General features: G+C 71.1%; 24 protein-coding genes. 16 read left to right on the top strand and 8 right to left on the bottom strand.

Translation table 11 applies throughout. The features are described 5' to 3' along the window. Positions 1-23 precede the first annotated feature (23 nt). A complete protein-coding gene (locus BFF78_RS37780) occupies positions 24-509 on the top strand; it encodes a hypothetical protein (RefSeq protein WP_069782556.1) in 486 nt (161 codons plus the stop codon). A gap of 72 nt (positions 510-581) precedes the next feature. On the opposite strand, the gene BFF78_RS37775 is transcribed toward BFF78_RS37780, so the two are convergent. Continuing rightward, entirely contained in the window at positions 582-1,301 is a 720-nt protein-coding gene (locus tag BFF78_RS37775) for a hypothetical protein (RefSeq protein WP_069782555.1), read from the bottom strand. 282 nt (positions 1,302-1,583) lie between these two features. On the opposite strand from BFF78_RS37775, the gene BFF78_RS37770 reads away from it, so the two are divergent. Beyond that, positions 1,584-3,935, top strand: a complete 2,352-nt coding sequence (locus tag BFF78_RS37770; RefSeq protein WP_107440892.1) for an ATP-binding SpoIIE family protein phosphatase — start codon at positions 1,584-1,586, stop codon at positions 3,933-3,935. A 51-nt stretch (positions 3,936-3,986) separates the two neighbouring features. Here the strand turns inward: BFF78_RS37770 and BFF78_RS37765 are convergent, their stop codons facing one another. Continuing rightward, complete coding sequence (locus tag BFF78_RS37765) at positions 3,987-4,559, bottom strand: TetR family transcriptional regulator C-terminal domain-containing protein (protein ID WP_069782554.1); 573 nt, start codon at positions 4,557-4,559, stop codon at positions 3,987-3,989. 236 nt (positions 4,560-4,795) lie between these two features. On the opposite strand from BFF78_RS37765, the gene BFF78_RS37760 reads away from it, so the two are divergent. The 3 genes from BFF78_RS37760 (at position 4,796) to BFF78_RS37750 (ending at position 7,784) form a co-directional block, all read left to right on the top strand. Then, complete coding sequence (locus BFF78_RS37760) at positions 4,796-5,812, top strand: alcohol dehydrogenase catalytic domain-containing protein (RefSeq protein WP_069782553.1); 1,017 nt, start codon at positions 4,796-4,798, stop codon at positions 5,810-5,812. Positions 5,813-5,893: 81 nt separating this feature from the next. Beyond that, complete coding sequence (locus tag BFF78_RS37755; RefSeq protein ID WP_079161649.1) at positions 5,894-6,937, top strand: SLAC1 family transporter; 1,044 nt, start codon at positions 5,894-5,896, stop codon at positions 6,935-6,937. 175 nt (positions 6,938-7,112) lie between these two features. Next, complete coding sequence (locus BFF78_RS37750) at positions 7,113-7,784, top strand: enoyl-CoA hydratase-related protein (protein ID WP_069782552.1); 672 nt, start codon at positions 7,113-7,115, stop codon at positions 7,782-7,784. 262 nt (positions 7,785-8,046) lie between these two features. On the opposite strand, the gene BFF78_RS37745 is transcribed toward BFF78_RS37750, so the two are convergent. The 3 genes from BFF78_RS37745 to BFF78_RS37735 all read right to left on the bottom strand — a co-directional run bounded on the left by BFF78_RS37745 (position 8,047) and on the right by BFF78_RS37735 (position 9,878). Next, positions 8,047-8,493 (bottom strand): GlcG/HbpS family heme-binding protein, encoded by a 447-nt coding sequence (locus tag BFF78_RS37745; RefSeq protein ID WP_069782551.1) that lies wholly within the window; start codon positions 8,491-8,493, stop codon positions 8,047-8,049. Between the two features lie 65 nt (positions 8,494-8,558). Continuing rightward, the gene (locus BFF78_RS37740; protein ID WP_069782550.1) at positions 8,559-8,879 is read right to left on the bottom strand and encodes an NIPSNAP family protein; all 321 of its coding nucleotides are present in this window, start codon (positions 8,877-8,879) and stop codon (positions 8,559-8,561) included. A gap of 30 nt (positions 8,880-8,909) precedes the next feature. Further along, positions 8,910-9,878 carry an NADP-dependent oxidoreductase gene (locus tag BFF78_RS37735; protein WP_069782549.1) on the bottom strand — a complete coding sequence of 323 codons (969 nt, stop codon included), beginning with the start codon at positions 9,876-9,878 and terminating at the stop codon, positions 8,910-8,912. Between the two features lie 142 nt (positions 9,879-10,020). On the opposite strand from BFF78_RS37735, the gene BFF78_RS37730 reads away from it, so the two are divergent. The 4 genes from BFF78_RS37730 (at position 10,021) to BFF78_RS37715 (ending at position 11,808) form a co-directional block, all read left to right on the top strand. Next, positions 10,021-10,395 carry a winged helix-turn-helix transcriptional regulator gene (locus BFF78_RS37730; protein WP_069782548.1) on the top strand — a complete coding sequence of 125 codons (375 nt, stop codon included), beginning with the start codon at positions 10,021-10,023 and terminating at the stop codon, positions 10,393-10,395. Between the two features lie 188 nt (positions 10,396-10,583). Beyond that, positions 10,584-10,982 (top strand): FAD-dependent oxidoreductase, encoded by a 399-nt coding sequence (locus BFF78_RS37725; RefSeq protein ID WP_335755373.1) that lies wholly within the window; start codon positions 10,584-10,586, stop codon positions 10,980-10,982. 242 nt (positions 10,983-11,224) lie between these two features. Next, positions 11,225-11,482, top strand: coding sequence for a hypothetical protein (locus BFF78_RS37720; protein ID WP_069782546.1), 258 nt, complete (start codon positions 11,225-11,227; stop codon positions 11,480-11,482). A 128-nt stretch (positions 11,483-11,610) separates the two neighbouring features. Next, a complete protein-coding gene (locus BFF78_RS37715) occupies positions 11,611-11,808 on the top strand; it encodes a hypothetical protein (protein WP_069782545.1) in 198 nt (65 codons plus the stop codon). Between the two features lie 124 nt (positions 11,809-11,932). On the opposite strand, the gene BFF78_RS37710 is transcribed toward BFF78_RS37715, so the two are convergent. After that, entirely contained in the window at positions 11,933-12,679 is a 747-nt protein-coding gene (locus BFF78_RS37710) for a TetR/AcrR family transcriptional regulator (RefSeq protein ID WP_069782544.1), read from the bottom strand. Positions 12,680-12,775: 96 nt separating this feature from the next. Between BFF78_RS37710 and BFF78_RS37705 the strand changes: the two genes are divergently transcribed. Beyond that, positions 12,776-13,828 (top strand): amidohydrolase family protein, encoded by a 1,053-nt coding sequence (locus tag BFF78_RS37705; protein WP_069782543.1) that lies wholly within the window; start codon positions 12,776-12,778, stop codon positions 13,826-13,828. Between the two features lie 7 nt (positions 13,829-13,835). Beyond that, positions 13,836-13,967 (top strand): hypothetical protein, encoded by a 132-nt coding sequence (locus BFF78_RS49455; protein ID WP_257786888.1) that lies wholly within the window; start codon positions 13,836-13,838, stop codon positions 13,965-13,967. A 162-nt stretch (positions 13,968-14,129) separates the two neighbouring features. Here BFF78_RS49455 and BFF78_RS37700 read toward each other — a convergent pair whose 3' ends face one another. Further along, the gene (locus tag BFF78_RS37700; RefSeq protein ID WP_069782542.1) at positions 14,130-15,821 is read right to left on the bottom strand and encodes a tetratricopeptide repeat protein; all 1,692 of its coding nucleotides are present in this window, start codon (positions 15,819-15,821) and stop codon (positions 14,130-14,132) included. Positions 15,822-16,113: 292 nt separating this feature from the next. On the opposite strand from BFF78_RS37700, the gene BFF78_RS37695 reads away from it, so the two are divergent. Then, positions 16,114-17,934, top strand: a complete 1,821-nt coding sequence (locus tag BFF78_RS37695) for a P-loop ATPase, Sll1717 family (protein ID WP_227026021.1) — start codon at positions 16,114-16,116, stop codon at positions 17,932-17,934. Between the two features lie 9 nt (positions 17,935-17,943). On the opposite strand, the gene BFF78_RS37690 is transcribed toward BFF78_RS37695, so the two are convergent. Beyond that, complete coding sequence (locus BFF78_RS37690) at positions 17,944-19,074, bottom strand: FHA domain-containing protein (protein ID WP_079161648.1); 1,131 nt, start codon at positions 19,072-19,074, stop codon at positions 17,944-17,946. Positions 19,075-19,234: 160 nt separating this feature from the next. Between BFF78_RS37690 and BFF78_RS37685 the strand changes: the two genes are divergently transcribed. The 4 genes from BFF78_RS37685 to BFF78_RS37670 are packed head-to-tail and all read left to right on the top strand — an operon-like array spanning position 19,235 to position 24,280. Further along, positions 19,235-20,263: a hypothetical protein gene (locus BFF78_RS37685; RefSeq protein ID WP_159033125.1), complete on the top strand. Its 1,029-nt coding sequence runs from the start codon at positions 19,235-19,237 to the stop codon at positions 20,261-20,263. Beyond that, positions 20,260-21,690, top strand: a complete 1,431-nt coding sequence (locus tag BFF78_RS37680) for a SpoIIE family protein phosphatase (protein ID WP_159033124.1) — start codon at positions 20,260-20,262, stop codon at positions 21,688-21,690. The genes BFF78_RS37685 and BFF78_RS37680 overlap by 4 nt, the downstream gene beginning before the upstream one ends. Further along, positions 21,687-23,261, top strand: coding sequence for a VWA domain-containing protein (locus BFF78_RS37675; RefSeq protein ID WP_069782537.1), 1,575 nt, complete (start codon positions 21,687-21,689; stop codon positions 23,259-23,261). The genes BFF78_RS37680 and BFF78_RS37675 overlap by 4 nt, the downstream gene beginning before the upstream one ends. After that, entirely contained in the window at positions 23,258-24,280 is a 1,023-nt protein-coding gene (locus tag BFF78_RS37670) for an NYN domain-containing protein (RefSeq protein WP_107440891.1), read from the top strand. Before BFF78_RS37675 ends, BFF78_RS37670 begins: the two co-directional genes overlap by 4 nt. Positions 24,281-24,304: the final 24 nt, after the last annotated feature.

The raw sequence follows: 24,304 nt of genomic DNA, 5'->3' as shown, positions 1-24,304 counted from the left end.
CGGCCGGCCGTGTGAGCGACAGGATGCGACTCGATCTTGCCGACGGTCCGGCGACGACTGCCGACGTGATCGCGATGGGCAACCTCGACGCGCGCATGGAGGGCCTTACCGGCCAGGCGACACGGGGAAGCCTGACCGGTGACGGGTGGGGCGAGCTGGTGGAGCTGACCGCCCTGCGCGGGCACGTGCTGGGCCGCATCGACGAGGCTGAGCGCGCCGCGTCGCTGGCCGAGGCGTTCGTCGACCAGGCACCGAACGATCCGCGGTCTCATGTGGCCCGCGCCAGGCTGGCTACCCACTTTCATCGGTTCCCGGCAGCGCTGGCCGATCTCGACGCGGCGGCCGCGCTGGGACTCGATCGGCGGATTCTGGACGAGGAGCGGGCTGCCCTCCATCAGGCGGTCGGGCGGTACGACGAGGCCCTCGCCCTGCATCACAACGCGCTGCTGAGACGGCATGACTTCAGCGCCCTCAGCGCGCTGCGCTGGCTGGCCAACCTCGGCGCCTGAGCCCGCCGTTGAGACGGTACGGCGCGCGCAGCCACCAGTTCCGCTCGGCACGCGCCACGTACAGGTCCGATGTCAGGTGAACCGAACGTTGCTGACGTCGATGGAGACCATGGTCTGTTCGAGGATCGGGCGGTTGTCCGCATCGCTTCGATAGGCCCGGCGTTGGGTGGGCAGGCGGATCCCGTCTGCTTCCACGGTGTCGTAGACGTACTGTGCCGCGGCGAACCCGCCCGCGATGTCGACGTGATAGTCGTGCCGACGCAGGAGACGGTCGGGGCCGAAGTAGAAGTCCTGTTGGGTGCTGTGGCTGGCGATGTCGGGCGGGAAAGTGGCGCGCAGTCCGCGCCAGAGTTCGTCTCCTTCCCGCCATGGTTCGATTTCGGTGAGGGTGAAGCCGGGCATCGTCAGCAGGAAGGGCGTGGTGAGATACGTCCACAGCGCGTATCCGTTGAAATAGGCGCGGTCCAGTGGGTCCCAGGGGGTGTTGAGTTCGTGGCCTGTGAACGACTTCCGCGGCTGGTCGCGTTCGGCCACGACGCGGCCGTCGAGTTTTTCGATGCTGATTCGGTCGGCCGTGAAGTCGGTCTTCTGGTCGGGAGCGCCGAACGGCATCACGGAGGCGTGCTGCTCGTGCAGCCAGACGGTCATCTCCCGGGGTGTGGAGTCCTGCGGCATCCCTTTGATGACGAACATGTCTCCACCGCTGACGATGGTGGCGCGGACCGTGGTCAGTGCGTTCCAGCGGTCGAGGCCACCATGGGCAACAAGGGCCTCTGCGAGCAACGTGTTCATGTCGGTCTCCTGCTCGGTCGTACCAGGCGGCGGTGGCCGAAGCGGCACCGATGGGGCGGCCCGGCTTCGGCGACTCGGCCGCAGCCGCAGCCAGGCGATCCGCGGTGACCTCAGCAGCCGGGCGGCTCTCTCATCGTTCACTGGTGCACCGGCGTCACGCACCTGGGCGCTGACCCTGGGGGATTTCTCGTACCGCGCTTCGCGCAGAGCCGCAGCCGGGTGCCGATCTGCGGCGGCGCAGCCCCTGGCCGCCGGGCAAGCTGGAAGGCGGAGGTGGTTCCCATGGCCGGTGAGACGCCGCTGATGGTCGTGGACGGCGGAGGCGTGGTCGTGCAGTGGAGCCACCAGGCGGAGGAGTTGTGGGGGCGTCCGGCGGGCGAGGTGATCGGGCGGTCGGCAACCGAGCTGGTCAGCCCTGTCCCCGCGCCATGCGGTGATGCCGCGGAGCGCTGCGGGCATGACGCCCTGCGTGATGTTGCGGCGGTCGCCGCCCACGGTGGCCTGCGCGTGCAGCCGGAGCTGCGCGAGGACGGTTCGGTGACGTGGGGGATCTTCCTGCCGCCTGCGAACGGGATGGCACCGGGCATGGAGACCGCGGTGCTCGAGGCACTGTCCGCCCACACGGCAGGGGCTCTGTTCGTGGTGGACGAGGAGTTGCATGTCGTCTCGGCCAACGCTGCCGCGCAGGCCCTGTCCGGCGCGAGCGGACGGCAGATCCAAGGACACCCCCTCACAGATGCGTGGCCCCTTTCATCGCCCGGCGAACTGGCGCACATCCTGCGCCAGGCCATGGCGGACGGTACGTCGACGACGGACCACGTCATGCGGACGGACCCGGAGAACGAGCCCCAGCACACGCACACCGTCTCGGTGCTGCCCCTGCACCATGCACGGGGAGCGGTGGTCGTGGCACACGACGTGACGGGTCAGGAGAGGGCACGTCGCGGAGTCCAGGCCCTGTACGCCGTCCGGGAGCGGGTGGGGCAAACCCTGGATATGGTGGCCACCTGCCAGGGGTTGGTCGACGCGCTGGTCCCCGGGTTCGCCGACATCGCCGTGGTGGAAGTGGTGGAGCCCGTGGTGCGGGGGGAGGAGCCACCGCTGATCCCTCTGGGACGGGATGTGCCGCTGCGTCGGGCCGCCTTCGGGAACAGCGGCGGTGATCAGCAGGCCTGGGCGCATCCGGTGGGCGACGTCCGCGCGCTGCCGTTCCCGACCCCTTATGCGCAGGCCCTGGTCGACCTCAAGCCCCGCACGATCGCCCTGCGCCCCGACACGCCCTGGCTGGCGGCCGATCCGGCGCGGGCCGAAGCAATTCGCGCATCCGGCGCACGCGCCCTGCTCGTCGCACCACTGACGCTGCGCGGAAAGGTGCTCGGGTTGCTGAGCCTCTATCGCACCCGGCGATCCGACGGTTTCGACGAGAAAGAAGTCGCGCTCACGCTGGAACTGGCCACGCACACCGCCCTGGGCATCGACAACGCCCGCCGCTACACCCGCGAGCACACCATCGCAGCGGCACTGCAGCGCCATCTGCTGCCCCCGGCTCCTCCGTCGCAGACCGCGATAGAGACCGCCGGCCTGTATGTGGCCGACGGCCGGGGGGCGGGTGGCTGGTCCAACGCCTGCGCCCTGCCCGGCGCCCGAACGGCCTTGGTGGTCGGGGAGGTCGTCGGCCACGGCATCCACACCGCCGTCACCATGGGACAACTGCGGACCGCCATGATCTCGCTCGCCGCCCTGGATCTGGAACCCGACGAGTTTCTCGCCCGACTCGACGACACCACGGTACGTCTCGCGCGGGAGCGGAGGGCGCTGCCACCCGGCGATCCCCTGCGCAGGCAGCCCCTCAGCGCGACGTGCCTGTGCGTGCTCTACGACCCGTTCACTCATACGTGCACCATCGCCTCCGCCGGACACCTCCCGCCCGTCGTCGTCGGCGCTGAGTCCGGCACCCGAGTCGTCGAGCCGGCCGCCGGTGGTGCCCTCGGCGGCGGAGGAGGGCCCCCGTACGCCACCACCACCGTCACCCTGGCCGACGGAGACGTCCTCGCCCTCTACACGGCCTCGCTCCTTTCCGCCGTAAGGGGCCAGGACGGCGCGAGCGACCCGCAGCCGCTCTGGCGCATGCTCGCCGACACCGACCGGCCCCTCCAGGACCTGTGCGACGACGTCCTGTACCGGCTGCGCGCCGACGCCCTGCCCGGCGACGCCATCCTCCTTCTCGCTCGCACCCGCCCCTTCCCCGCCGACCACGTAGCCACCTGGCCGCTGGGCGAAGAGCCCACCGCCCCCGCCCTCGCACGGCGGCACACCCGGCACCAACTCGCGGCCTGGGGCGTCGACGAGGACACCGCCTACGACACGCAGGAAATCGTCAGCGAGCTGGTCACCAACGCCGTGCGGTACGGCGCCCCACCCGTACGACTGCGCCTCATCCACGACCGCACCCTCACCTGCGAGGTCCAGGACCGCGGCACCTCTGCCCCGCGGCTGCGCCACGCACGGTCGGTCGACGAAGGCGGCCGCGGCCTGTTCATCTGCGCCCAGCTCGCACACAACTGGGGCATCCGCTACACCAACGACCAGAAGACGGTCTGGACCGAGCAATCCCTCCCCGCACAGCACCCGTAGGCCCTGCGACGCCGAGTCGTGCACCCGGTGGCTGCGGGCGGCCGGCCGCGATCACCGCAGGAGGACGCCGAAGACCATGTGGAAGAAGGCGTCGAAAGGAGCGGAGGACTTGTCGGCCCGGGCCGCGATCAGCGTGCCCTCCCAGGCGCTGAGGATGAACAGCGCGGCCTCCTCGACGTCGAGAGCGGCGTCCAGCTCACCTGCTTCCCGGGCTTCGGTGAGCACCCGCCGGATGTGCGCGGCCCACCGCTGGAAGCCGCCCTGGACGGCGGAGCGGATCTCCTCGGAGTGGTCCGCCACCTCCGCGCCCAGGTTGCCCGCCAGGCATCCGCGGGCGAAGCCGCTGTCGACCGTGTCCGCGCCCAGGAACTCGAAGTGCGCCCGAAGCCGCTCCAGCGCAGGGCGTCCGGGCGTGTCGAGCAGGTCGAACCGCAACCCGGCGGCGTAGCGGCTCAGTGCCTCGAGGGCGCTCTCCTCCTTGCTGGCGAAGTGGTTGTAGAACGAGCCCTTGGGCGCCCCGGCCGCCGAGGTGATGTCGCTGATGCCGGTGGCGTTGAAGCCCCGTGTGCGGAACTGCTCCAGGGCTGCCCGCGCGATCTCCTCGCGCTTGGACGCGCGTGCCATCCTCACCACCACCTCGGGGTCAATATGTCCGGTCGCCTTGCCGTGGGTCAAACCCAGTTCGCCGGGGAAGCGGCTACCGCCCGCAACGACACGTGGCCCACCACCCGACTCTCGGACCCTGCTTGACTAAGTATAAAGCGACCGGTCATATTGAAGTGACCGGTCATATTGGATGCTGGTCCCCGCCCCGCCCCCGGCCTCCCGTGTCGGCAGAGGCAGCACCGAGGAGAAACGACATGTCCGCCTACCGAGCATTCGAGGCCACCGGCGTCCACCAGCTCAGACTCGTCGAGCGCGAGCTGGTCGACCCGGAGCCCGGACACGTCCGGCTCAGGGTGGAGGCGTGCGGCGTCTGCCACTCCGACGTACTGGCCGTGGAGGGACTGCGCCCCGACCCGTCACGCCCCGTCGTCCCCGGTCACGAGATCGTCGGTGTGATCGATGCCGTGGGCGCGGGCGTCACCGCCTGGCGGCCCGGCGACCGCGTCGGCGTCGGCTTCCTGAACGGGCACTGCTGGGAGTGCGAACCGTGCCGTCGCGGCGACTTCGTCAACTGCCTCGACCAGGAACAGACCGGCACCACCATCGATGGCGGATACGCGGAGGTGACCTACGCCCGCGCGAGCGGACTGGTACGCATCCCCGACGGCATGCCCGCCGTCGAGGCGGCCCCCCTGCTGTGCGCCGGACTGACCACCCTCACCGGGCTCCAGCAGGCCCCCACCCGCGCGGGCGCCCTGGTCGCCGTGCAGGGGATCGGCGGGCTCGGTCACCTGGCTCTGCAGTACGCACGCAGCCTCGGACACCGTGTGGCCGCCATCGCCCGCGGCCAGGAGAAGGAGCGACTCGCCAGGGAACTGGGCGCCCACGAGTACATCGACAGCACCGTCACCGACCCCGGCACGGCGCTGGCCGACCTGGGCGGCGCCTCGGTCATCGTCGCCACCGCATCAAGCGGTACGTCCATGAACCCCCTGGTCCGCGGACTGGCCCCGGGCGGCACGCTGGTGGTCGTCGGCGCCGCCCCAGACCCGCTGACGGTCGCGACGGCCGACCTGATCTTCGGCACCCGCCACATCGCCGGCAGCCTGACCGGATCGTCGATCCAGAACGAGGACAACCTCGCCTTCAGCCTCGCCCACGGCATCCGCCCCGCCACCGAGACCATGCCCTTCACCCAGGCCATGGACGCCTACGAGCGGATGCTCTCGGGCAAGGCCCGCTTCCGCGTCGTCCTGGACATGAACGCCTGACCACGCCACGACCTGCGCCTGCGCCGCCGGGCAGGCGGCTCCAGGCCCGCGCCCTCGGCAATCCCCTTGAGGTTCCCCCCCATGACCGACATGGTCGACACGACAGAGCACACCAGCACGGCCCCGCGCGGCAGCGGGCCTGCGCGTCCAGCCGCCGACATCGTCTCCGACGTCAACGTTCCCCATGCGACCCGCGCCGCACGGATCAGGCTGCTGTCCGTCTCCCTCGGCACCGCCGGCCTCGGCGGGGCCTGGCAGGCAGCGGCAACCACCTTTCCGCCCGCTCTGCAGGTCAGCGACGCGCTGTTCACCGTCAGCGGACTGATCTGGCTGGTGCTGCTGGCCCAGTACCTGCGGCATGGCGGGACCCGATGGCACAACCTGCGTCACGACCTGCGTCATCCCGGCGATGGCTTCGCCCTTGGGTACGTCCCGCTCATCGGCATGCTGATCACAGGACACTTCTCCCGGTTCGAGCTCACCGGGGCACGCTGGGTCTACGCGGTGTTCCTGATCCTGGCCGCCTTCATCGCTGCACGCCTGCTCGCCCACTGGCTCACGGGCACCCTGAGCACCACCGCTCTGCACCCGGGCTATCTGCTGCCCGTCTCCTCCGCACCCTTCGTCGGCAGTGCCGTCGCCTCCACCCTCGGACTGCCTGGTGTCGCCGACGCCGCCTTCGCGGTAGGGCTGCTGTACTGGCTCGCCTTCGGCACCGTCGTCCTCGGCAGCCTCGTCACCGCTGGCCCCCTGCCCGGGCCCGCCCGCCCCGCCCTCACCGTCCTGACCATCCCACCGGCGACCGGCGGAATCGCCTGGACCGCCGCTCACAAGGGCGTCTTCGATGCCGTCGGCTACGGCTTCGCCGGGACGCTGCTCTTCACCGTCCTCCTCGTCGTCTTCCTCCTGCCCGAGCTGCGCCAGCCCTCGTTTCATCCGGGCCTGTGGATCTTCAGCTTCCCGGTGGCGGCATCCACCAACTTCACCATCCGCTGGATCCATGCGTCCGCACCGCCCGGAGGGCCGGCCCTCACCGGCATCCTCCTCGCCGGTGCGACCTCGGCGCTGTGCCTGCTGGCCACGGCCACCCTGCGCCACCGGGCCCGGCGAGTACTTCCCAGCTGACTTCCGCTCCGCGGCGGAGAGACACGCATGCCAGAGGCATCACCACGCTCTTCGAGCGCCGACCGGCCCGCTTCACCCGCAGGTGACAGCCCGCAGCCCCGGTCTACGGCCCAGCAGACCCGACCCCACCCGGCCAACGTGCCCGGCCCCACCGATACGTCTCCAAGGAGCCCTCATGCCCACGCTCGACCGCCATGACGCCGTCTTCGTTCTCGACCTCGGCGACGGGGAGAACCGCTTCCACCCCGAGTGGATCGCCTCGGTCGACGCAGCCCTGGACGAGATGGAGAAGTCGGAAGGCCCCCGCGCCCTGGTGACCGCTGCGACCGGGAAGTTCTACTCCAACGGCCTCGATCTCGAATGGCTCGCCGCGCACGGCGACGAGCATCTGGACTACGTCAACTCCGTCCACGGTCTGTTCGCAAGGTTCCTGTCCCTCCCGCTGATCACCGTTGCCGCGCTGCAGGGACACACGTTCGCCGCCGGAGCGATGTTCTCCCTGGCCCACGACTTCCGTCTCATGCGCGCCGACCGGGGCTTCTGGTGCCTGCCCGAGGCAGAGATCAACATCCCCTTCACTCCGGGCATGTCCGCCCTCATCCAGTCCCGGCTGACCCCGCAGACGGCCCACCAGGCCATGGTCTCCGCCCGCCGTTTCGGCGGCCGGGAAGCCGCCGCCGCCGGAATCGTCGATCAGGCCGTGGACGAGGGCGCCCTGCGCACTACCGCCCTCGAACTCGCCCAGGCTCACGCGAGCAAGGCCGGCGACAGCCTCGGAACCATCAAGACGCGCATGTACGCCCCCGTCCTCACCAAGCTCCGCGACACGACCAACCCGCTGGGCTGACACCGTGCCGGAGCGGTCGCCAGCCGGGGCGGGGCACGAAGACTGCCGCGTTCAGCGGCGCGGCCCTCATGAGCCAAAGCTGAAACGGACCGGGCAGCGCCGCCGCGTTCGGCATCCCACCCACGATCAGGCTTCACCGCCCGCGCGTTCTGGCCCCACGGTTCACCATCGATGGTGATATCCGAATCCCACCACCAGGCGCTCGGTGCGGCCCCCGAACTGCGTGGCTTGATGCCCGGGCAGACCCGCGCCGGTCGGGCGGTCAGCGGGCGGGCAACTCGAACCCGAGGGCGGCCAGGGCCTCTTCGGCGGCTTGCTGGTCCTGCTCGTGGCTGCCGCCGGAGATTCCGAGACCTCCGACGCACCGGCCGTTATCCACGATCGGGTAACCCCCGCCGACCGCCATGAGACGCGGGTGGCCGGCGAGCGGTGCGATCCGCGGATTGGCGAGGTAGTCGTTCCATGCGTGGGTGGGGGTGTGGAAGGAGGCTGCGGTCCAGGCTTTGTCGACGGCGACCTCGGCGGTGAGGAAGGGTGCGCCGTCGGCGCGGTCGAACGCCTTGAGGTGCCCTCCCGGGTCGGTGACGGCGACGGCCGCCGTGAAGCCGATCCGCGCGGCGGCCGCGTGCACTGCCGCGACAAGTGCGCCGGCGGCGGCCTGGGTGATCGAGGAGGCGGGGGAGGACTTTTCGAGCGTGTCGGTGCTCATGAACGGTTCCTTTTGTGACTGTGTCGTGAGGGTGGCGCGGTGACGGTCGGGGCCGTCGGGCGGGGTCAGCGCAGTGGTGAGGCGGGGGTGGGGGCCACGCGGGTGACGAGGGTCTTCTCGGGGATCAGCAGGCCGTGGACGACGGGGCCGATCTCGTTCTTCCACCGGTCGTGCTGGTAGACGGCCGCGTACAGGGCCTCGCTGTGAGCCTCGTTCTCGAACCGGCGGATCCACACGTAACCGTCCTCGTCCTCGTCGTCGATGAAGGAGGCGGTCACGTCCATGCCGAGCGAGGTCTGGAACGGGAGGACGACGTCCTCCATGTAGCGCACCCATTCCTCGCGGCGTCCGGGCTGCGCCTGGTAGCGGCGGATCTCGTAGTACACAGTGCTACTCCAAACTACTTGAGGGGATGATCAGTTGGTGACGGTCAGGACGAGCTTGCCGCGGGTCCGGCCGGCCTCACCGCGGGCGTGAGCCGTGCCGGCCTGCTCCAGCGGGAAGGTCTCCTCCACCTCGACGGCGACATGGCCGGCGTCGATCAGGTCGGCGATCGTCGTCAGCGCCGCGCCGTCCGGCTCGACCAGGAACGGCGTGACCCGCACACCTGCCGCCTCGGCGGCCTGAGCGAGTTCCGGGGAGACTCCGGCCGGGATCGCGACCAGCAGGCCACCCGGGCGCAGGACCTTCAGCGAGCGGGTGCTGGTCCGGTCGTGGGCATCGCCCACCAGGTCGATGACGACGTCGACGTCGGCGGTGGCGTCCTCGAAGCGGGTGGTGGTGTAGTCGATGGCCTGCTGCGCGCCGAGTTCCTTGAGCCAGGCGTGGCGGGCGGCACCGGCGGTGCCGATCACGTGGGCGCCCAGGTGCCGGGCGAACTGGACCGCGAAGTGGCCGACCCCGCCGGCGGCGGCGGTGACGAGGACGCGCTGGCCGGCCTGGACGTGGGCGGTGTCGACCACGGCCTGCCAGGCGGTCAGCGCCGCCAGCGGCACCGCGGCGGCGTGCACGTGGTCGAGGGTGGCGGGCTTGCGGGCGAACTGGCGGGCCGGAGCGGTCACATACTCGGCATAGGCGTTCGCGACGCGCGGGAACCACGGCATGCCGTACACCTCGTCGCCGGCCTTCAGCGTGGTCACACCGAAGCCGACCTCCTCCACCACCCCGGACACGTCCCAGCCGAGGGTGAACGGCGGATCACCCAGCAGGCCGGCCATGCCGGTGCCGCCGCGGGTCTTCCAGTCCACCGGATTGATCCCGGCCGCGTGCACCCGCACCAGCACTTCGGTGGGCAGCGGCGCCGGGCGCGGAACTTGCTGGATCCGCAGTACCTCCGGACCGCCGAAACCGTCCTGGACCACCGCGCGCATCGTGTCTGCGGACATGCGTCATCTCCTGAAAAGGCGTTCTGCGGAGGGCCCTCGGCGGGCCCTGCGTTCGACGTCGACGACGCTATCCCCGGGGATATAGTTACCTTCAAGGTCTAGTACTTCCCATTGGGAAGTGACCTGGTGAGGAGAGGGAAGCATGACGACCACCTGCCCCAGCGGCCAGCACGCGCACCACGACGTCTACGCCGCCCAGTGCCCTTGCCGCGCGCTGCTCGACCTGCTCGCCAACAAGTGGTCCGCGCTGGCCATCGGCGCCCTCGAGGACGGGCCGCAGCGCTTCGGAGAACTCCAGCGCAGACTCCAGGGCGTCAGTCCCAAGGTGCTGACCCAGACGCTGCGCCGTCTGGAGGACTTCGGCATGCTCGACCGCACGGTCTACCCCGCCGTCCCGCTGCACGTCGAATACTCCCTCACCCCGCTCGGACAGAGCGCCGCGCTCCCGCTCAACGCACTCCGCGCCTGGGTCGAGGACAACATCGATCAGACGTTCCGGCCGGAACCTGGTCACTGATCACCCCGGCGGGCACCGCCGGCTCCGCCAGAGCTACTTCACCCACCAGACCATGCAGCGTTCGAGCACATCACGCTCCCAACTGGCCAGTGTGGTCACAGGCAGCCTGAGCTGTAACTGACGATGACAAGGGCAGGGGCAGGGGCAGGGTGCGCAGCCCGGCAAGCCCACACTCAAATGCATGAGCAGTGAGCCGGAGCCGGGAAAGTTCCTTCGGACACGGTGCACGTGGTCGGACGGCTGAACTCGCCGCTTCTTGCTTCGCGGTGGGTTGGCGAAGGGCGACACGCCCCGGGGCTTGCCGGGGAACCTACGGATGCGCCTGGGAGACCACCGCGGTCACCCTGCTGGGCGATGCCATCCACGTCATGAGCCCCGCCATCGGCGTCGGCGCGAGCACCGCGCTCCGGGACGCCCGCGTCCTGACCGACCGCCTCCTCCAAGCCGCCGGCGGTCGGCCACTCGCCGAAGCCCTGCACGCCTACGAGGAGGAGATGCTCGGGTACGGCTTCGACGCCGTGCGCGACTCGGCCACCCGCGGACACCACCTGGTAGGCCAGGACCCGCTCCCCACCCCGCAGGCATAGGGGCAGGCGTCGGCCGGCTCGGCGCCCGGCTCCACGCCCAACCGCGCGAACCGGTGGCGGCCCTGACCCTGTGTCCGCCACCGGGGGCCGAGCCCCCCAGGGCCGAACCCCGACCACCCGCGACACCACCGCAGAACACAGACCGGCTGCCGCACACCCTGCGTCCGGCACATCGTCGTGCCCGACGTCCACGCGGTCACCGGCTACACATCAACTCCACCGGAACCACCGCCCTGAGTAGCGTGCTGCATCCGCGACTCGGTGAACTGTTCGCGGCCACCGCAGGCATCCCCCGCCAGGACGCCCTGCTGTTCGACGAACAACTCACCCCGGGCCCGGCCCGCGACCTCAGCGACACCCGCGGGGTCGGCAACCCGGCCTCGAACCTCCCCGAACACCTCGTGGTGGGCCGCTCGACCCTGCGCAGAATCCTGTACACCCGGTCCACGACACGATGCCGGGTCACTTCGCTTATGCCTCGTGCGACTCGTACGGCCTGAGGAGTCCCGCGTCCACACGGCCACGAAACGGTAGGGCCTGATGGCCGGTATACAGAGCACGCGCTACCTGTCGCTGCCCGAGGAGTTCGTCCTGCTCTCGTATCGGCCCTCCTGCGCTGGACGCGCACATGCTGTTCCTGCTCGCCCTCGTGAAGGGCGCCCAGTTGAGCGGGGAGTTCGGTCTCAGCTGGAGCCAACTTCAGAAGCTGGGCGTGGTCGACGGTGTGGGGCCGTCGGCTCATCTCCCCGAAGACCTGCGGGACACCAGCATCATCCTCGGCGCCTTGGTGCCTGCTCGGGAGAACAGCGGACGGAGCCACACCTGAGTGAGTACAGAGGCGTCGTAACCCCTGCCTGTTGGAGGGGCAGGCCGTCCCCGCGGCTGGACCCGTGACCCGGCCAAGGCTGTGCACCCACTGCAGGCACCCTGGCCGGCGGACCAGTTGACGTCTAACCGTCCGATGACAGCCGGTCGAGCCACTCTCCCAGAAGGTGTTGCTCTGCGTCGCTCAGCGCCGTCTGCTCAGGCAGCAGAGCGCGCAGGGTCCGGGCGGCATCGGCCGGACCTGCGCCTTGCACGGCAGGCTGCTGGTGGGTGACGGCGGCGACCATCGACTCGCGCATGGCGGTGAGCAGAGCCGGGTCGCGCTGGCCCTCGGGCAGAGAGAGCCAGGTCAGCACCGCCCCGCGCGCGGTGGCGTGGATGAGGGCGGCCGCGAGCTTCTCGTCGACGCGTAGCCAGCCGCCGGCGGCGAGGCGGCGGATGCGCCCCATCAGGATTTCCATGCCGGCCTGGAAGGCTGCCGACGTCGTGCCGCGTTCGGGTTCGCCGTACATCAGCGCGTACAGCGCGGGGTTGGCGAGTCCGAACGCGACGCTGAGGTCCCAGCCCGCGCGCAGGTCCCCCACCGGGTCCAGCTCCTCGCGGACCGGTTGCTTGGCCGCGAGAAAGGTGGCGTAGCCGTGTTCCGCCACCGCCTCGAGCAGGCCGTCCTTGTCGCCGAACAGGCGGTAGATCGTAGGCGCCTGCACCCCGGCGGCCGCCGCTACCGCGCGGGTGGTGACCGCGTCACGCCCTTCACGCGCGAGCAGGCGCGCTGCGGCGTCGACCACCCGCTGCCGGACCGGCTCACGAGTGCCCACCGCGTCATCCGGCCGGGTGCCGGGCGTGTCGTCGGCCTTGGACTCATCAAGCATGAATCAACGATATCACCGGACCTGTATCACTGATGTTTCCCGTGATAGCGTCCTTGACGTATCAACGGAAACGCCGACTGGTGCGAGGAGAGCGACATGCCCGAGAAGCTGCGCATCGTAGGACTCGAGGAACACGTGGCCCTGCCCGTCCTGCTCGACGCCTGGGCGCGAGCGGGGGTACCCCGGATCCCGCAACTCGGATACGGCGACGAGCCGTTCGCCCAGCGACTGCGCGACGTGGGCGAGCGCCGCCTGGCGGACATGGACGACCAGGGGCTGGACGTCGCGGTGCTGTCCCTGGCCACACCCGGTGTGCAGAACCTCGCGGCGAAGGACGCCATACACGTCGCGGGTGAGGCCAACAACGCGCTCGCCGAGATCGTCGATGCCAACCCGCAGCGGTTCCAGGCGCTCGCGGCCATCCCGACACCCTCGCCGGAAGCCGCAGCGGCGGAACTGGAGCGCGCCGTCACACAACTCGGCTTCCGCGGCGCGATGCTCTACGGGCGCACCGGCGACAGGCTGGCCGACGCACCGGAGTTCGACGACCTCTACGCCACCGCCGAACGCCTGCGGGTGCCGCTGCACTTCCACCCGCAGACCCCCGTACAGGCGGTCCAGGAGGCGTACTACTCAGGTCTGCCGGGCGGAGTCGGACGCGCGCTCGCGACCGCCGGACTGGGCTGGTACTACGACCTCGGCGTGCAGTACCTGCGAATGATCTTCTCCGGCGTCTTCGACCGCCACCCCGGACTCCAGGTCATCGCCGGCCACTGGGGCGAGGTCGTTCTCTTCTACCTCGACCACATCGGCGTCCTGCAGGACATGGCGAAGCTGGAGCGGCCCCTGGCCGACTACTTCCGACAGAACTTCTGGGTGGCGGGCAGCGGCACGGTCAGCGAGCGCTACCTGCGGTGGACGGCCGAGGTCGTCGGCACCGACCGCATGATGTACTCGACCGACTACCCGTACACCTTCGGGACCCGGCCCGGCGGCTTCCCGTTCCTCGACACCAGTCGTGGGGTCGCGCGGTCGTTCCTCGAAAGTGCGCCGTTCACCGAGGCCGAGAAGGCCGCCATCGGCTCCGGCAACTGGGAACGGCTCACCGGCCACGTAACCACGGGCCGGGGCGGCCAGCGGTCGGTGTGATGTGCGCATGTGGCCTGCGCACTTCTCCTTGATCGCCAGGCTCCTCGGCGTCAGCCCCTGGGCCCTCGACGACCACGGCCCCGACCTGCCGGGGCTCTGCGCCTTGGGCCGCGTCCCGAACCGGCTCACCGCAGGCTGACTGGGGAGCGTCGCTGGGGAGGGCGTTCCTGGCTCCGGCCAGGCGTGCGGTCTCGTCGCGGCGCAGACCGGGCGCCCCAAGGGTCCGGCCGTCAGCGGGCGGCCCCGCCGGGCTCGAGCGGATCCGCCGCGCCCATGGGGACACCAGCGGCCGTCTCCTGACTCAATGTTCCGTAGTGCAGCAACCGTCTCCGCCGGCGGTGTCCGAGAGCGCGTCGAGGCGGCAGAAGCAGGACGCTTCGACCGGTACGTCCGCCATCGCTGCGGCGATCTTCAACTGCTGGGCCACGAGCTGCGCCTCTCCCGCCTTGCCCAGCCGGACCAGGCACTCGTGCAGCCCGTGCAGGGCCCAGACGTTGCCGGGGTGCTGCACAGCGCGTGGAAGGGTGTCGTCGAGTCCCAGGTCTGCCCGGTAGACCGCCTCGGCCTCGGCGACGCGCCCCTGTTCCAGGAGCAGGGCGCCGTAGGCGTGCCGGGTGGGCTGCATCCATCCCCACGGCTCGTCGTAGGGAAGGTTGTCGTCCCGTTCGGCCGACCGCTCCAGCGCGGCGAACGCGGCGTCGTGGTCGCCCTTGCGGTAGGCGAGTTCGCCGTCGAGCATCGCCGACGCGATCGCCAGGATGTCGGCACAGGTGTTGTTGAACAGCATGCGCGTCTCCGGGACCCGGGCGACCGCCTCGCCGAACAGCCGGCGTTCGGCCTCGGCCGCGGCGATGCGGCCGGTGGCCGCGAACGCGACGCCTCGGGCGTAGTGCAGCATCGCCGCGCTCACGCTGTAGAGCTCCGGGTCGGCGGGCAGGGGCATCCGCAGGATGTCGCTCCAGCGGCCGAAGCGAATCAGTACATGGACCCGCATGGCGAGGAAGCCCTCCAGCCAGTCGGCCATGGGCGGGCTCTGCACGCGCAGCAGTTCCTCGGGGATGGACGCCTCCAACTGGGCTGCGGCTTCCAGAGCGGTCCGGAACTGTCCGAGGAACATCGCTCCGTAGATCTTGAAGTGGTGGTTGTGCGACCGGTACAGCGTGTAGAAGTTCATGGCCCCGGCCCGCGCGTGGAACTTCTCGTCCGCGGCGATCGCGGCGTCGTTGTCCGACACCACTCGGCGGTAGTCGCCGCAGAGCACCTCGATGTGTGAAGGCATGTGCTGCAGATGGCCGGCGTCGGGCACCAGGCCGCGCAGCCGGTCGGCGACGCGCAGGGCGGCCTCCGGCGTCGGGGACATCTCCATCAGGTGGATGTACAGGTGCAGGATGCCGAGATGTTCCGCCCCGGCATCTGTCGCGAGGGCCCGGTCCAGGACGGCCTTGGCCTCGAGTGTGCGGGCGCCTTCGGCCGGCTCACCGGTGCGCAGGTTCCACAGCCGCCAGGGGGTGAGGTTCATCAGCGCCTCGGCGTACAGGGCGGTGATGTCCTGGTCGTCCGGGACGAGTTCGTAGACGCTGCGCATGCCGTCGGCGTACGGCGCGTTCCACACGGAACAGTCGCCGACGGCCTCCGGCTGCGGATAACGGGCACGCAACGCGCCGATCAGGGCGCGTTCGACGCGCGTGGCGCCGGCTTCCGCCTTCTCGTGGGCGAGTTCGATGGCGGCGTGGGTGCGTGCGACGGTGCGTGCGAGGTCCTGCCCGTCGAAGAACTCCCACGGCTTGTTGTAGTTGGGGCCGAGTGCGTACGCGATGCCCCAGTACGCCATGGCACAGCCGGGGTCGGCCGCCGCGGCGGATTCGAAGCAGGAGACGGCTTCCTCGTGGTTGAAGGCGTACGTCCAGACCAGCCCGCGGTCGAACCAGAGTTGCGCCTCGGGCGACGAAGTCGTCACCGGGCGGCTGTACGTGCCGAGATCGTAATAGTCCATGCATCGTCCCTCACCACCCGACCGCCGAAACGCCGGGAACCGACCGCGCTCATGAGGCAAAGCGTGTACCAGGCAGCGTAGTGGCCCGGTCATCACTTGATCGGCGGTTTGCGCCAGCCTCGGAACGGCGGGTGCTCACTGGACCCCGATGCGCGGGTCAGCGCTACTGCGTCGGTGCCTGCGCAGCTCCCGTAACGCCGCTTCCTGCACGACTACGACGCGAACACGCCCGAATCCGCGGCGAGAAGCCCTACCCTGGGCGATGACGGTTGCGGGAGCGCCAGGGGGACGTGTGGTGCAGGAAGTCGGGTCCGTCAGGGAACTGTTCTTCGGGCGTGACGACGCGGAGACCGATCTCACCGACGGGCTGCTGAGCGGCACCGTCTTCCGGCCCAACTACGCCTACCGGGAGGTCCTCTCGGGGCGGAAGTCCCTGATCATCGGCCGCAAGGGCTCGGGCAAGAGCGCCATCTGCCGGCGACTGGCCGCTCCGGACGGCCACCCGGGCGCCTGCGTCTTGATCACCCCCGACGACGCCGCGGGCGACGAGATCCGGCGCTTCGAACTCCAGGGCATCACCGCCGACACCGCCAAGTCCCTGATCTGGCGGTACGTCCTCGCCGTCCACGCGGCCCGCCATCTCACCCTGCACGCGCGCGCCGCGCACGGCCGTCGCCCGCCGTCGGCCGTGCGCGCCCTGCGCGCCTTCCTGCGCGCGAACGGCGAGTCCGACGATGCCCGCCTCTACGACCGGCTCCGGCGCGGCGCACGCGGGCTCCAGTCGGCCAACCTCTCCCTGAAGGCGTTCGGCGTCGAGGCGGCTCTGGGCGTCAACGGCACGTCCGAAGGGGCCCGGGCCAGCCGTCAGTTGGAGGTGCTGGAGGACGCGGTGGCCGACGCCTTCACCGCACTGGGCTGCGCGGACGCCCATCCCCCGCTGCTCTACCTCGTCGACCAGCTCGAACAGGTGTGGACCGTCGACGCCGACAGCCACGCCTTGGTCACCGGGCTGCTACTCGCCGCCAAGCACGTCACGGACCGGTACGGCCGGGCTGTGCGGACCGCCCTGTTCATCCGCGCCGACATCTACGACACCCTCAACTTCAGCGACGGCGACAAGTTCCACAGCGACGAGATCCGCATCACCTGGACTCACGACGGCCTCAGGGACGTCGCCTTGGCCCGGGCCCGCGCCTCGCTCGGCGCGGAGCTCACCGCCGACCAGTTGTGGGGGCGGCTGTTCCCGCCGAGCGTGCGGGGCGAGCCGACCGCGGAGTATCTCTTCGGGCGCGCCCTGCCGCGCCCCAGGGACGCCATCCAATTCCTCAACGCCTGCCGGAGCGTGGCCGACGAGCGCGGCGGGCCCGTCATCACCGAGGAGGACGTGCTCGCGGCCACCGAGCGGTTCTCCCGCTGGAAGCTCCAGGATCTCGCCAAGGAGTACCTGGTCAACCATCCCTTCTTGCGGGCACTGTTCGCGATGTTCGAGAACAATGGATACTTCGTCACGCGCGAGATGATCGAGACCCGGTTCGAGGTGCGCAGGGAGGCGCTGCACCAGGACTTTCCCGCCTACACCGGCAGCCTGACCCCGCAAGGGGTGATCGACGTGCTGTACGAGGCGGGTTTCCTCGGAGTGTGGCGGGGCGGCGATGTCGTCTACTCGGGAGGCAGCCAGGCACCGCCGGGGCCGGGGGAGGATGAGTTTCATGTGCATCCATGTTTCCGACCCGCCCTCAACAGCCTGGGTGCCGAGCGGGTCGTGGCCGTCCAGCAGGGCGTCTTGCTGAGGAGCGACGCGGACGGGGCGTGCGAACGCCTGCGGCGCCTGCTGGACCGCGCGCCCCTGCCGGCGACGACGCACGTGGAGACACTGAGGGAGATCCTGTCCATCGAGACGGAAGCCCTTCGGCGGAGAACACAGGGCCGCGCTCCCGCTTCGGCTCAGCTCCTCGTCATCGCCCAGCGGTTCGAGACCCTCGCCGTCGACCTCGCCGGGAGCGGACACGCCGGCCATCCCGTGACCCTGCGTCTGCGGGACGAGGCGAGGGCCCTGACCCGCACGTCCGGTGGTGCGATCGGCAGCGGCCAGGGCTCGAACTCGGGGGGCTGACCACGCCCCTCAGTACATCCGCGTCACAGCCCCCGAACCCCCGCCTGACGGCGGAGTGCGCCGCTGCCACTCCTGCGCCAGCTCCGTGGGGAAACGGCGGCCACTGCGCGCGAGCACGACCCCCTCGGTCAGTTCCAGTTCGTCACCGCCGCGGAACTCCCGCCGCGCCCCCGTGCCAAGGTCACGCCAGGGCCCGGGGCCCGTCTTCCCGGCGGTGGGCCGCCAGCGGGTGCCGTAACTGCTCACGTCCTCGACGCGTACGACACCTCCCGTGACCCGGAGCTCCACGTGCACGCGGCTGATGCGGGCCGCGCGCTCGGCGGGCACCAGGCCGTGCAGGGCGATGCCGTTCGGTCCCGGCCGGCGTCCGATCCGTACCGTCGAGCCGTCCTCCAGCGTGAAGCGCGCCACGCAGGCACCATCGAGCATCAGCTTTACCTGCGCGGTAGCGGTGCGTGGCCCGTCGTCGACCAGTTCGAGGCTGTGCAAGTCGCAGGTCGGTACGCCGCCGCGCATGCGGGGCAGCATGACGGACGATCCCTTGCGGGTGTCGTAGAGCGTGCAACGGGCGTCGGGGCAGCGCCAGTTACGCCGCACCACCTCGGAGCGGGGTTTCCGCTGCGGCCCGAGCAAGCCCTGCTTCTTCAGGACCGTTTCCTCCGACTTGCGGGAGATCTGCGCGTCGCTCGCCACGCCCATGTCCAGGGGCATGAGCCGGACCGTGCCGTCCGGACCGGGAGTCGGTTGCAGGAAGTCATCCGTGTTGCCCTGGAGGAAGGGGAACTCCACGCGGGCGTCCCGGTAGTAGTCGTACGTGATGACGGGGATGCCGGTCATCTCGCACAGCTCCAGGACGCGTCCGTCGGCATCCTCGAGCTCCTCGACCAGGCCGCGCCGCACCCAGTCCCGCAGCACGCGCACGTCCGCCGGATCGTTGAACTCTTCGCGGGCCCCCGCGCGCAGGCTGCGGTCGGCCACCAGGAACAGCTTGGCGTCCGGGTCGCGGGCCAGTTCCACGGCCGCGTCGACGACCAGCGCCAGCCGGCGCAGCGAGCGCAGACCGGGCTCGCCGATGTCCCTCCGGCGCACCACGGGCGACAGGTCGACGAGGAAGCACGCCTCCGCGAAATCCGCCGTCAAGTGCCTGTCCACAAGAACCCCCGGTTTCCCCCAAAACGCCCCCACGGCGGCCTGATGTGATGTTAATTACCTTACAGGGCAGGAGCATTGCTGTTCCTCGTCACGCACGGATCACCCGTCGGACAGGTGGGTGCTCTTGCCGGCGAGCCGGACTGGAAACGTGGGGGCGTTTGTGGCCGAGTGGGGTTCCTTCGTAGGCGAGACGCCGTCTTCCGGGGGGCACCCGCCGTCGCACCCGCCCCGGTCGGACGCGGACGACGGGTGGGGGATCTTCGAACCCGAGCCCAGGACCGGCCCGTCCCCCTCCCCCTCGGTCCCGCCCGGTCCCGCACCCGCCGCGGACGCGGATGCCGACTGGGGTGTCTTCGCCCCGGCTGCTGCCGAGGGCATACCGTCGCCGGCCCCGCCCTCCCCTCCGGCGGGCGTCCCGACCCCCTCGCCCGAGGTCGTCGCGTCCCTGCTGACCGCCGGCGAGACCCTGTGGGCCCACGTCGACGGCCCCGTCGCCGTCCTCGGGTCCGGGTGTGGCGTCACCGCCGTGTACGACGGCGAACCCGACGGGTTCAGCGGCTGGCGCCCGGTCACGGTCGTCGACCCGGCCAGGCTGACCGTACGCCCGGTACCGCTCTCGCTGGCCGAACCGCCCGTGGGTGCCGCCACCTCCGTCGCCGAGCTCTACTCCGACACCGAGCCGCAGTCCGCCGCCGAGCCCCGCCGGGCGACGCCCTTCCCGGTCGGCCAGGGGCCCGATCTGGACGCCGTGCTGAACCGGGCCGTGGCGGAAGAACGCGAGCGGGTGCGTGCCGAGGCCGCCGCGGCGGCGCACCGGGCCGAGATCCAGCTCAACGTGGCGAAGCGGGAGCTGGCCGAGCGGGCGGAGCTCGCCGAACGGCACGCCCGGATGCGCGAGGAGCAGGCCCAGAACGAGGAGCGGCGCGCACAGCAGGAAGCGGCCCAGCAGGTCGCCGCCGCCCAGACGGAGGCCCAGCGACAGATCGCCGCGGCCCGTGACCAGGCCGCCCAGACCGTCCAGCACTGGCAGTTCCGGGCCCAGCAGGCGGAGGGCGACCGGGCCCGGCTGGCCGAGGAGCTGAACCGGGCGAACCGCACGGGCGTACAGCGTCTCGTGCTCGTCGGTGTGCTCGCCGTGATCGCGGTCGTCCTGACCTTCGTACTCAAGGGGGCGTGAGCGCGATGGAGTCGCCGCTGAGCGAAACCCCGGCCGACGAGGACACGGCCGCGCCGCAGAACGGGGCGACAGAGGCACAGGAGGCGGAGAGCGAGGGGAACGCACCGGAGTTCACGACCGTCGCCGTCCCCGAGATCGTCGTGCGCTGGAACCAGGAGCTGGCACCGACCCTACGGGACGGCATCGTCGAGCACGGCAGCCTCGACCGGGCCGAACTCCTCGACGAACTGCCCGCGCTGTGGGCGACGGTGGACGCCGCGCTGGCCCGGGTCGGGCCCGGTACCTTGGTCACCGAGTCCGTACGGCACGACTCGTACGAGGGCTGGCAGGTGGCCGCGCTGCCGCGCTACGACCTCGACGGCGGCATCGAGCCCCGCGACCGGCGCGACGGAGCACCGCAGCCACGAGACCGGCGCGCCCTCGTACAGGCGCTGGTGGACGCCGTCGCCGAGAGGCCCTGCCTCGATCTGCGAGACGCGCTGAACATGCTCGACGTGTTCGCGGGCATCTTCCCGTCCGGCCTGGACGCCATCTGCCGCCGACTGCTCGGCCACGACCTGCGGCACGGGCTGGCCGCCGGCATGGCGCCGCTGCACGACGCCCTGGAACGCCGAGCGGCGGGCTGCGTCTCGGCCACCTGCTACCGGGAGACCGCGGTGGGCTCCCGCAAGGCCAAGGGCGATCCGGCCACCGACAACGAGGACGCGGCCGGTGCCCTGCGCGGCCCGTCCGGCACCGTGCGCTGTGCCGTCTTCGACGGCGTGACCGGCGACGGCGACGGATCCGGCGGCAAGGCTTCCCGCGCCGCGCTGGAACAGGCCACGCGGCGTTGGCTGATGGACGAAGACCTGCCCCCGGGTGAGCTGGTCGCCGAACTCGACGCGGCCGTCGGCCGGGCCACCGAGGGCAGCGCCGCGGCCGTCCTGGCGACCGTGCGCCCGGACGGCACCGCGTCCGTGGTGTCCGTCGGCGACGCGGAGGCCTGGCTCGTACGGCCGCTGCGCACGTCGCAGCGCGGCGACGAGCCGCACAGGCCGGTTCAGGGCACGGAACCGCCGTACGCAGCCTGGAAACTGACCCCGGCCCACACCGGCTACGCGGAGTTGCTGCGGGTCAACCCGGACGCCGAGGGCGAGGGGTCCTCACTGGTCAACTTCCTGGGCGGGGGCCCCGGCCGCTGGACGCACAGCACCATCGCGCTGGCCCCGGGCGACCTGCTGCTGCTTGCCTCGGACGGGGCGACGCAGCCCGAGCGGGAGCGCTGGTTCGGAGCAGTGCTGGCCGAACTGGCCGCGAAACTCGACGCGTCGGGGCGCCCGCCCGCCCCTGCGCTCGCCGCAGCCCTCGTCCAGCGGGCGGAGGCTCTGGGCGGCTGGGACAACGCCACGGCACTGGTGTGTGCGATCGGAGAGGCGAAGGACGTATGAGCGAGGACATCAAGATCGCGGCTGATCGTCTCGAGGCCCATATAGGCGAAGAGTTCGTGGTGTCGATCGCCCCGCCGGTGCTGCGCCGCACCGACCGGGTGGCCGACGGCGTCGCCTACGTCCTCGCCGTGGACGACAGCTGGTCCATGGGCATCAGGGCCGACTCGACGACCGACGAGTTCGCCGACGCGGCCGACCCGAACGACATCAGCCGCAAGGACGTGGCGCAGTCCGGCGTGCGCGAACTGGCGGCCGCGCTGCCCCAGGGCGCCCGGGTCGACGTCATCACCTTCGCGCAGGACTCCGGGCTGCGCTTCTCCGGTACCGCAGGGGAGCTGCGGCGCAAGGGCGCCTGGGACGGCAACCCCGAGAACGAGCGCGGCTGGACCAACATCGAGGGCGCCCTTCAGCGCGCGTACGCCCAGCTGGGCGGGCACCGGGCGGGCTCCCGCCGGGTCGTGCTGCTCAGCGACGGGCTGCCCAACTTCGGCGAGACGGACCCGAGGCGGCTGGCCGCCCTCGCCCAGGACGCCGCCGGCCGGGAACTGCACACCGACGTCATCGGTATCGGCGCGGGCGCCGACTACGACCTGCTGGTGCAGCTCGCGCCCACGGGGATGACCGAGCACGTGGCCTCGCGGACCACCGCCGCCGACGCGATGAAACAGATCACGGCGCGCCTCGCGGCGTACGGCAGGGACGTGGTGGCCGGCAGCGGCGAACTGTCCCTGGAGATCAACCCGCACTTCCAGGTGCTCGGCGTCTACCAGATCGACCCCGCCCGCCGTCGGCTCGACGGCGTCCTGGCCGACGGGGGCGGCCGGCGCCCCAGCGAAGTCCGCCTCAACCTGGGCGCCATCGCCGAGGGACACGACGGCCAGCCGCGCTACGCGCTGAAACTCCGGGCGCCCGAACGGGTCAGCGCCGGTCCGGTCCCCGTCCTCAAGGCGACCGGACGCATCGGATCCGGGGCCGACGCACGGCAGTTGAACCCGGAGAAGTTCGAACTGCGCACGGTGAACAACCCACTGGCGCAGAACATCCGGCCCGACTACGCCCGCGAGATCGCCGCCGCCGACCTGGAGCGGGAGATCAACGACCGTGCCGCCGCAGCCGGTTCCGACGGCGAACGGGAGCGGATCTTCGAGGAGGGCGTGGCGCGCGCCCGCGACATCCCGGACCCCGATCTCGCGGCCGCCTTCCAGCAGGCGAGCGGCGGGCTGCGGGAGGGCCTGCAGGCGAAGGACGTGCTCAACGAGTCCCGCGCGACGTCCAGCCGCAGCTCCACCAGGAACAAGCGCGACTGGTTCCAGGACATCCCGGTGGAGATGCCGGACGAGATCCGGGCCCGCCGCCGGCAGCGCAGCCTGGACGACGAGGACGATGACGACTCCGGTTCGTTCGGCGGGAGTTCGTACGACGGCGGTTCGTACCGGGAGGGGGCCTACCGGGACGGGGCGTACGGCGATCCGTACGGCGGCGCCTTGTACGGCAGCGGTTCCGGCAGTTCGTACGGCGGCGGCGCCGACGCTCCCACCCAGCCCCCGGCGCACGGGCGGGGTCCGGCGTGAGCGTTCCCGGCGTGATCATCGACGCCTCCAACGTCGCCGCGACCAGGAAACGGCCCTGGCCGTTCTCGCGGGTCGTCGACGTACGGGAGGCCTGGCTGCGCGACCACCCCGGTACCGACGCCGTAGCCGTCCTCGACGCCAGTGTCCGGCCGGTCCTCGACGACCAGCACCTCGTCGAACAGGCCGAGCGCGCCCACTGGCTGGAGGTCCACCAGGGCGACGCCGACGACCGGATCCTCGCGCTGGCCGAGCAGTTCGACGCGGCCATCGTCTCCAGCGACAACTTCCGCTACGCACGCCGCGAGCACTCCTGGCTCCAGGGCAACGGGTCCCGCGTGTGGAGCGTGCGCAGGATGCGCGGGCAGATCATGTTCAGCCCGCGCCAGCTCGGCGTGGCCAGCGACGAGGAGATAGAGCGCGACCGGCAGCGGAAGCTCACCAAGGCGGGCCTGCTGCGCAAGGACGCCGAGGTACGGTTCCGCTGTACTTCCGCGCCGGGCGGCTGCCTGCGCGGCGGGGAGGTGCTGCTGCCCCGGCAGGTCAACAAGGACGGCGCCCGCTGGTACTGCCTCTCCTGCGGCTACGAGGCCGTCGAGCTCATCGCCGAACCGCCGCTGCCCGACGGCCCTGACGGCGGACCCGTCCAGGTGACGGTCCAGCACGGCTACACGGTCCGGCGCACGATCACCGTACCGGCCGACGGACTGACCCTGGGCCGGGCCTCGCACAGCCGCCCCGGTGTCACCGACGTCACGCAGGGGCTCGGCCGCGACGAGGCCGACGAGATATCACGCACACATCTGCGGATCTTCCTCGACGACGACGGGAAGCCACTGGTCGAGCACGTACCCGAGCAGCACCTGAACGTCTCGTTCCTCAACCCGGAACTGGACTTCGTGGGCCGCCCCCAGTCCGGCCGACTGGCCACCGCGCTGCCGTACGCGCTGGAGGACGGCGATGAACTGCACCTCGGACCGGGCACGGTCCGGCTGCGCATCCGTTGTGGGGGCGAGCTGTGAGTTCCGGGCGACAGCTGGGTGGTG

Origin of the sequence: Streptomyces fodineus (genome assembly GCF_001735805.1) — a bacterium.
Taxonomy (GTDB): domain Bacteria; phylum Actinomycetota; class Actinomycetes; order Streptomycetales; family Streptomycetaceae; genus Streptomyces; species Streptomyces fodineus.
Note: the sequence above shows the minus strand (reverse complement) of the source record. Positions and strands in the feature narration are given on the sequence as shown.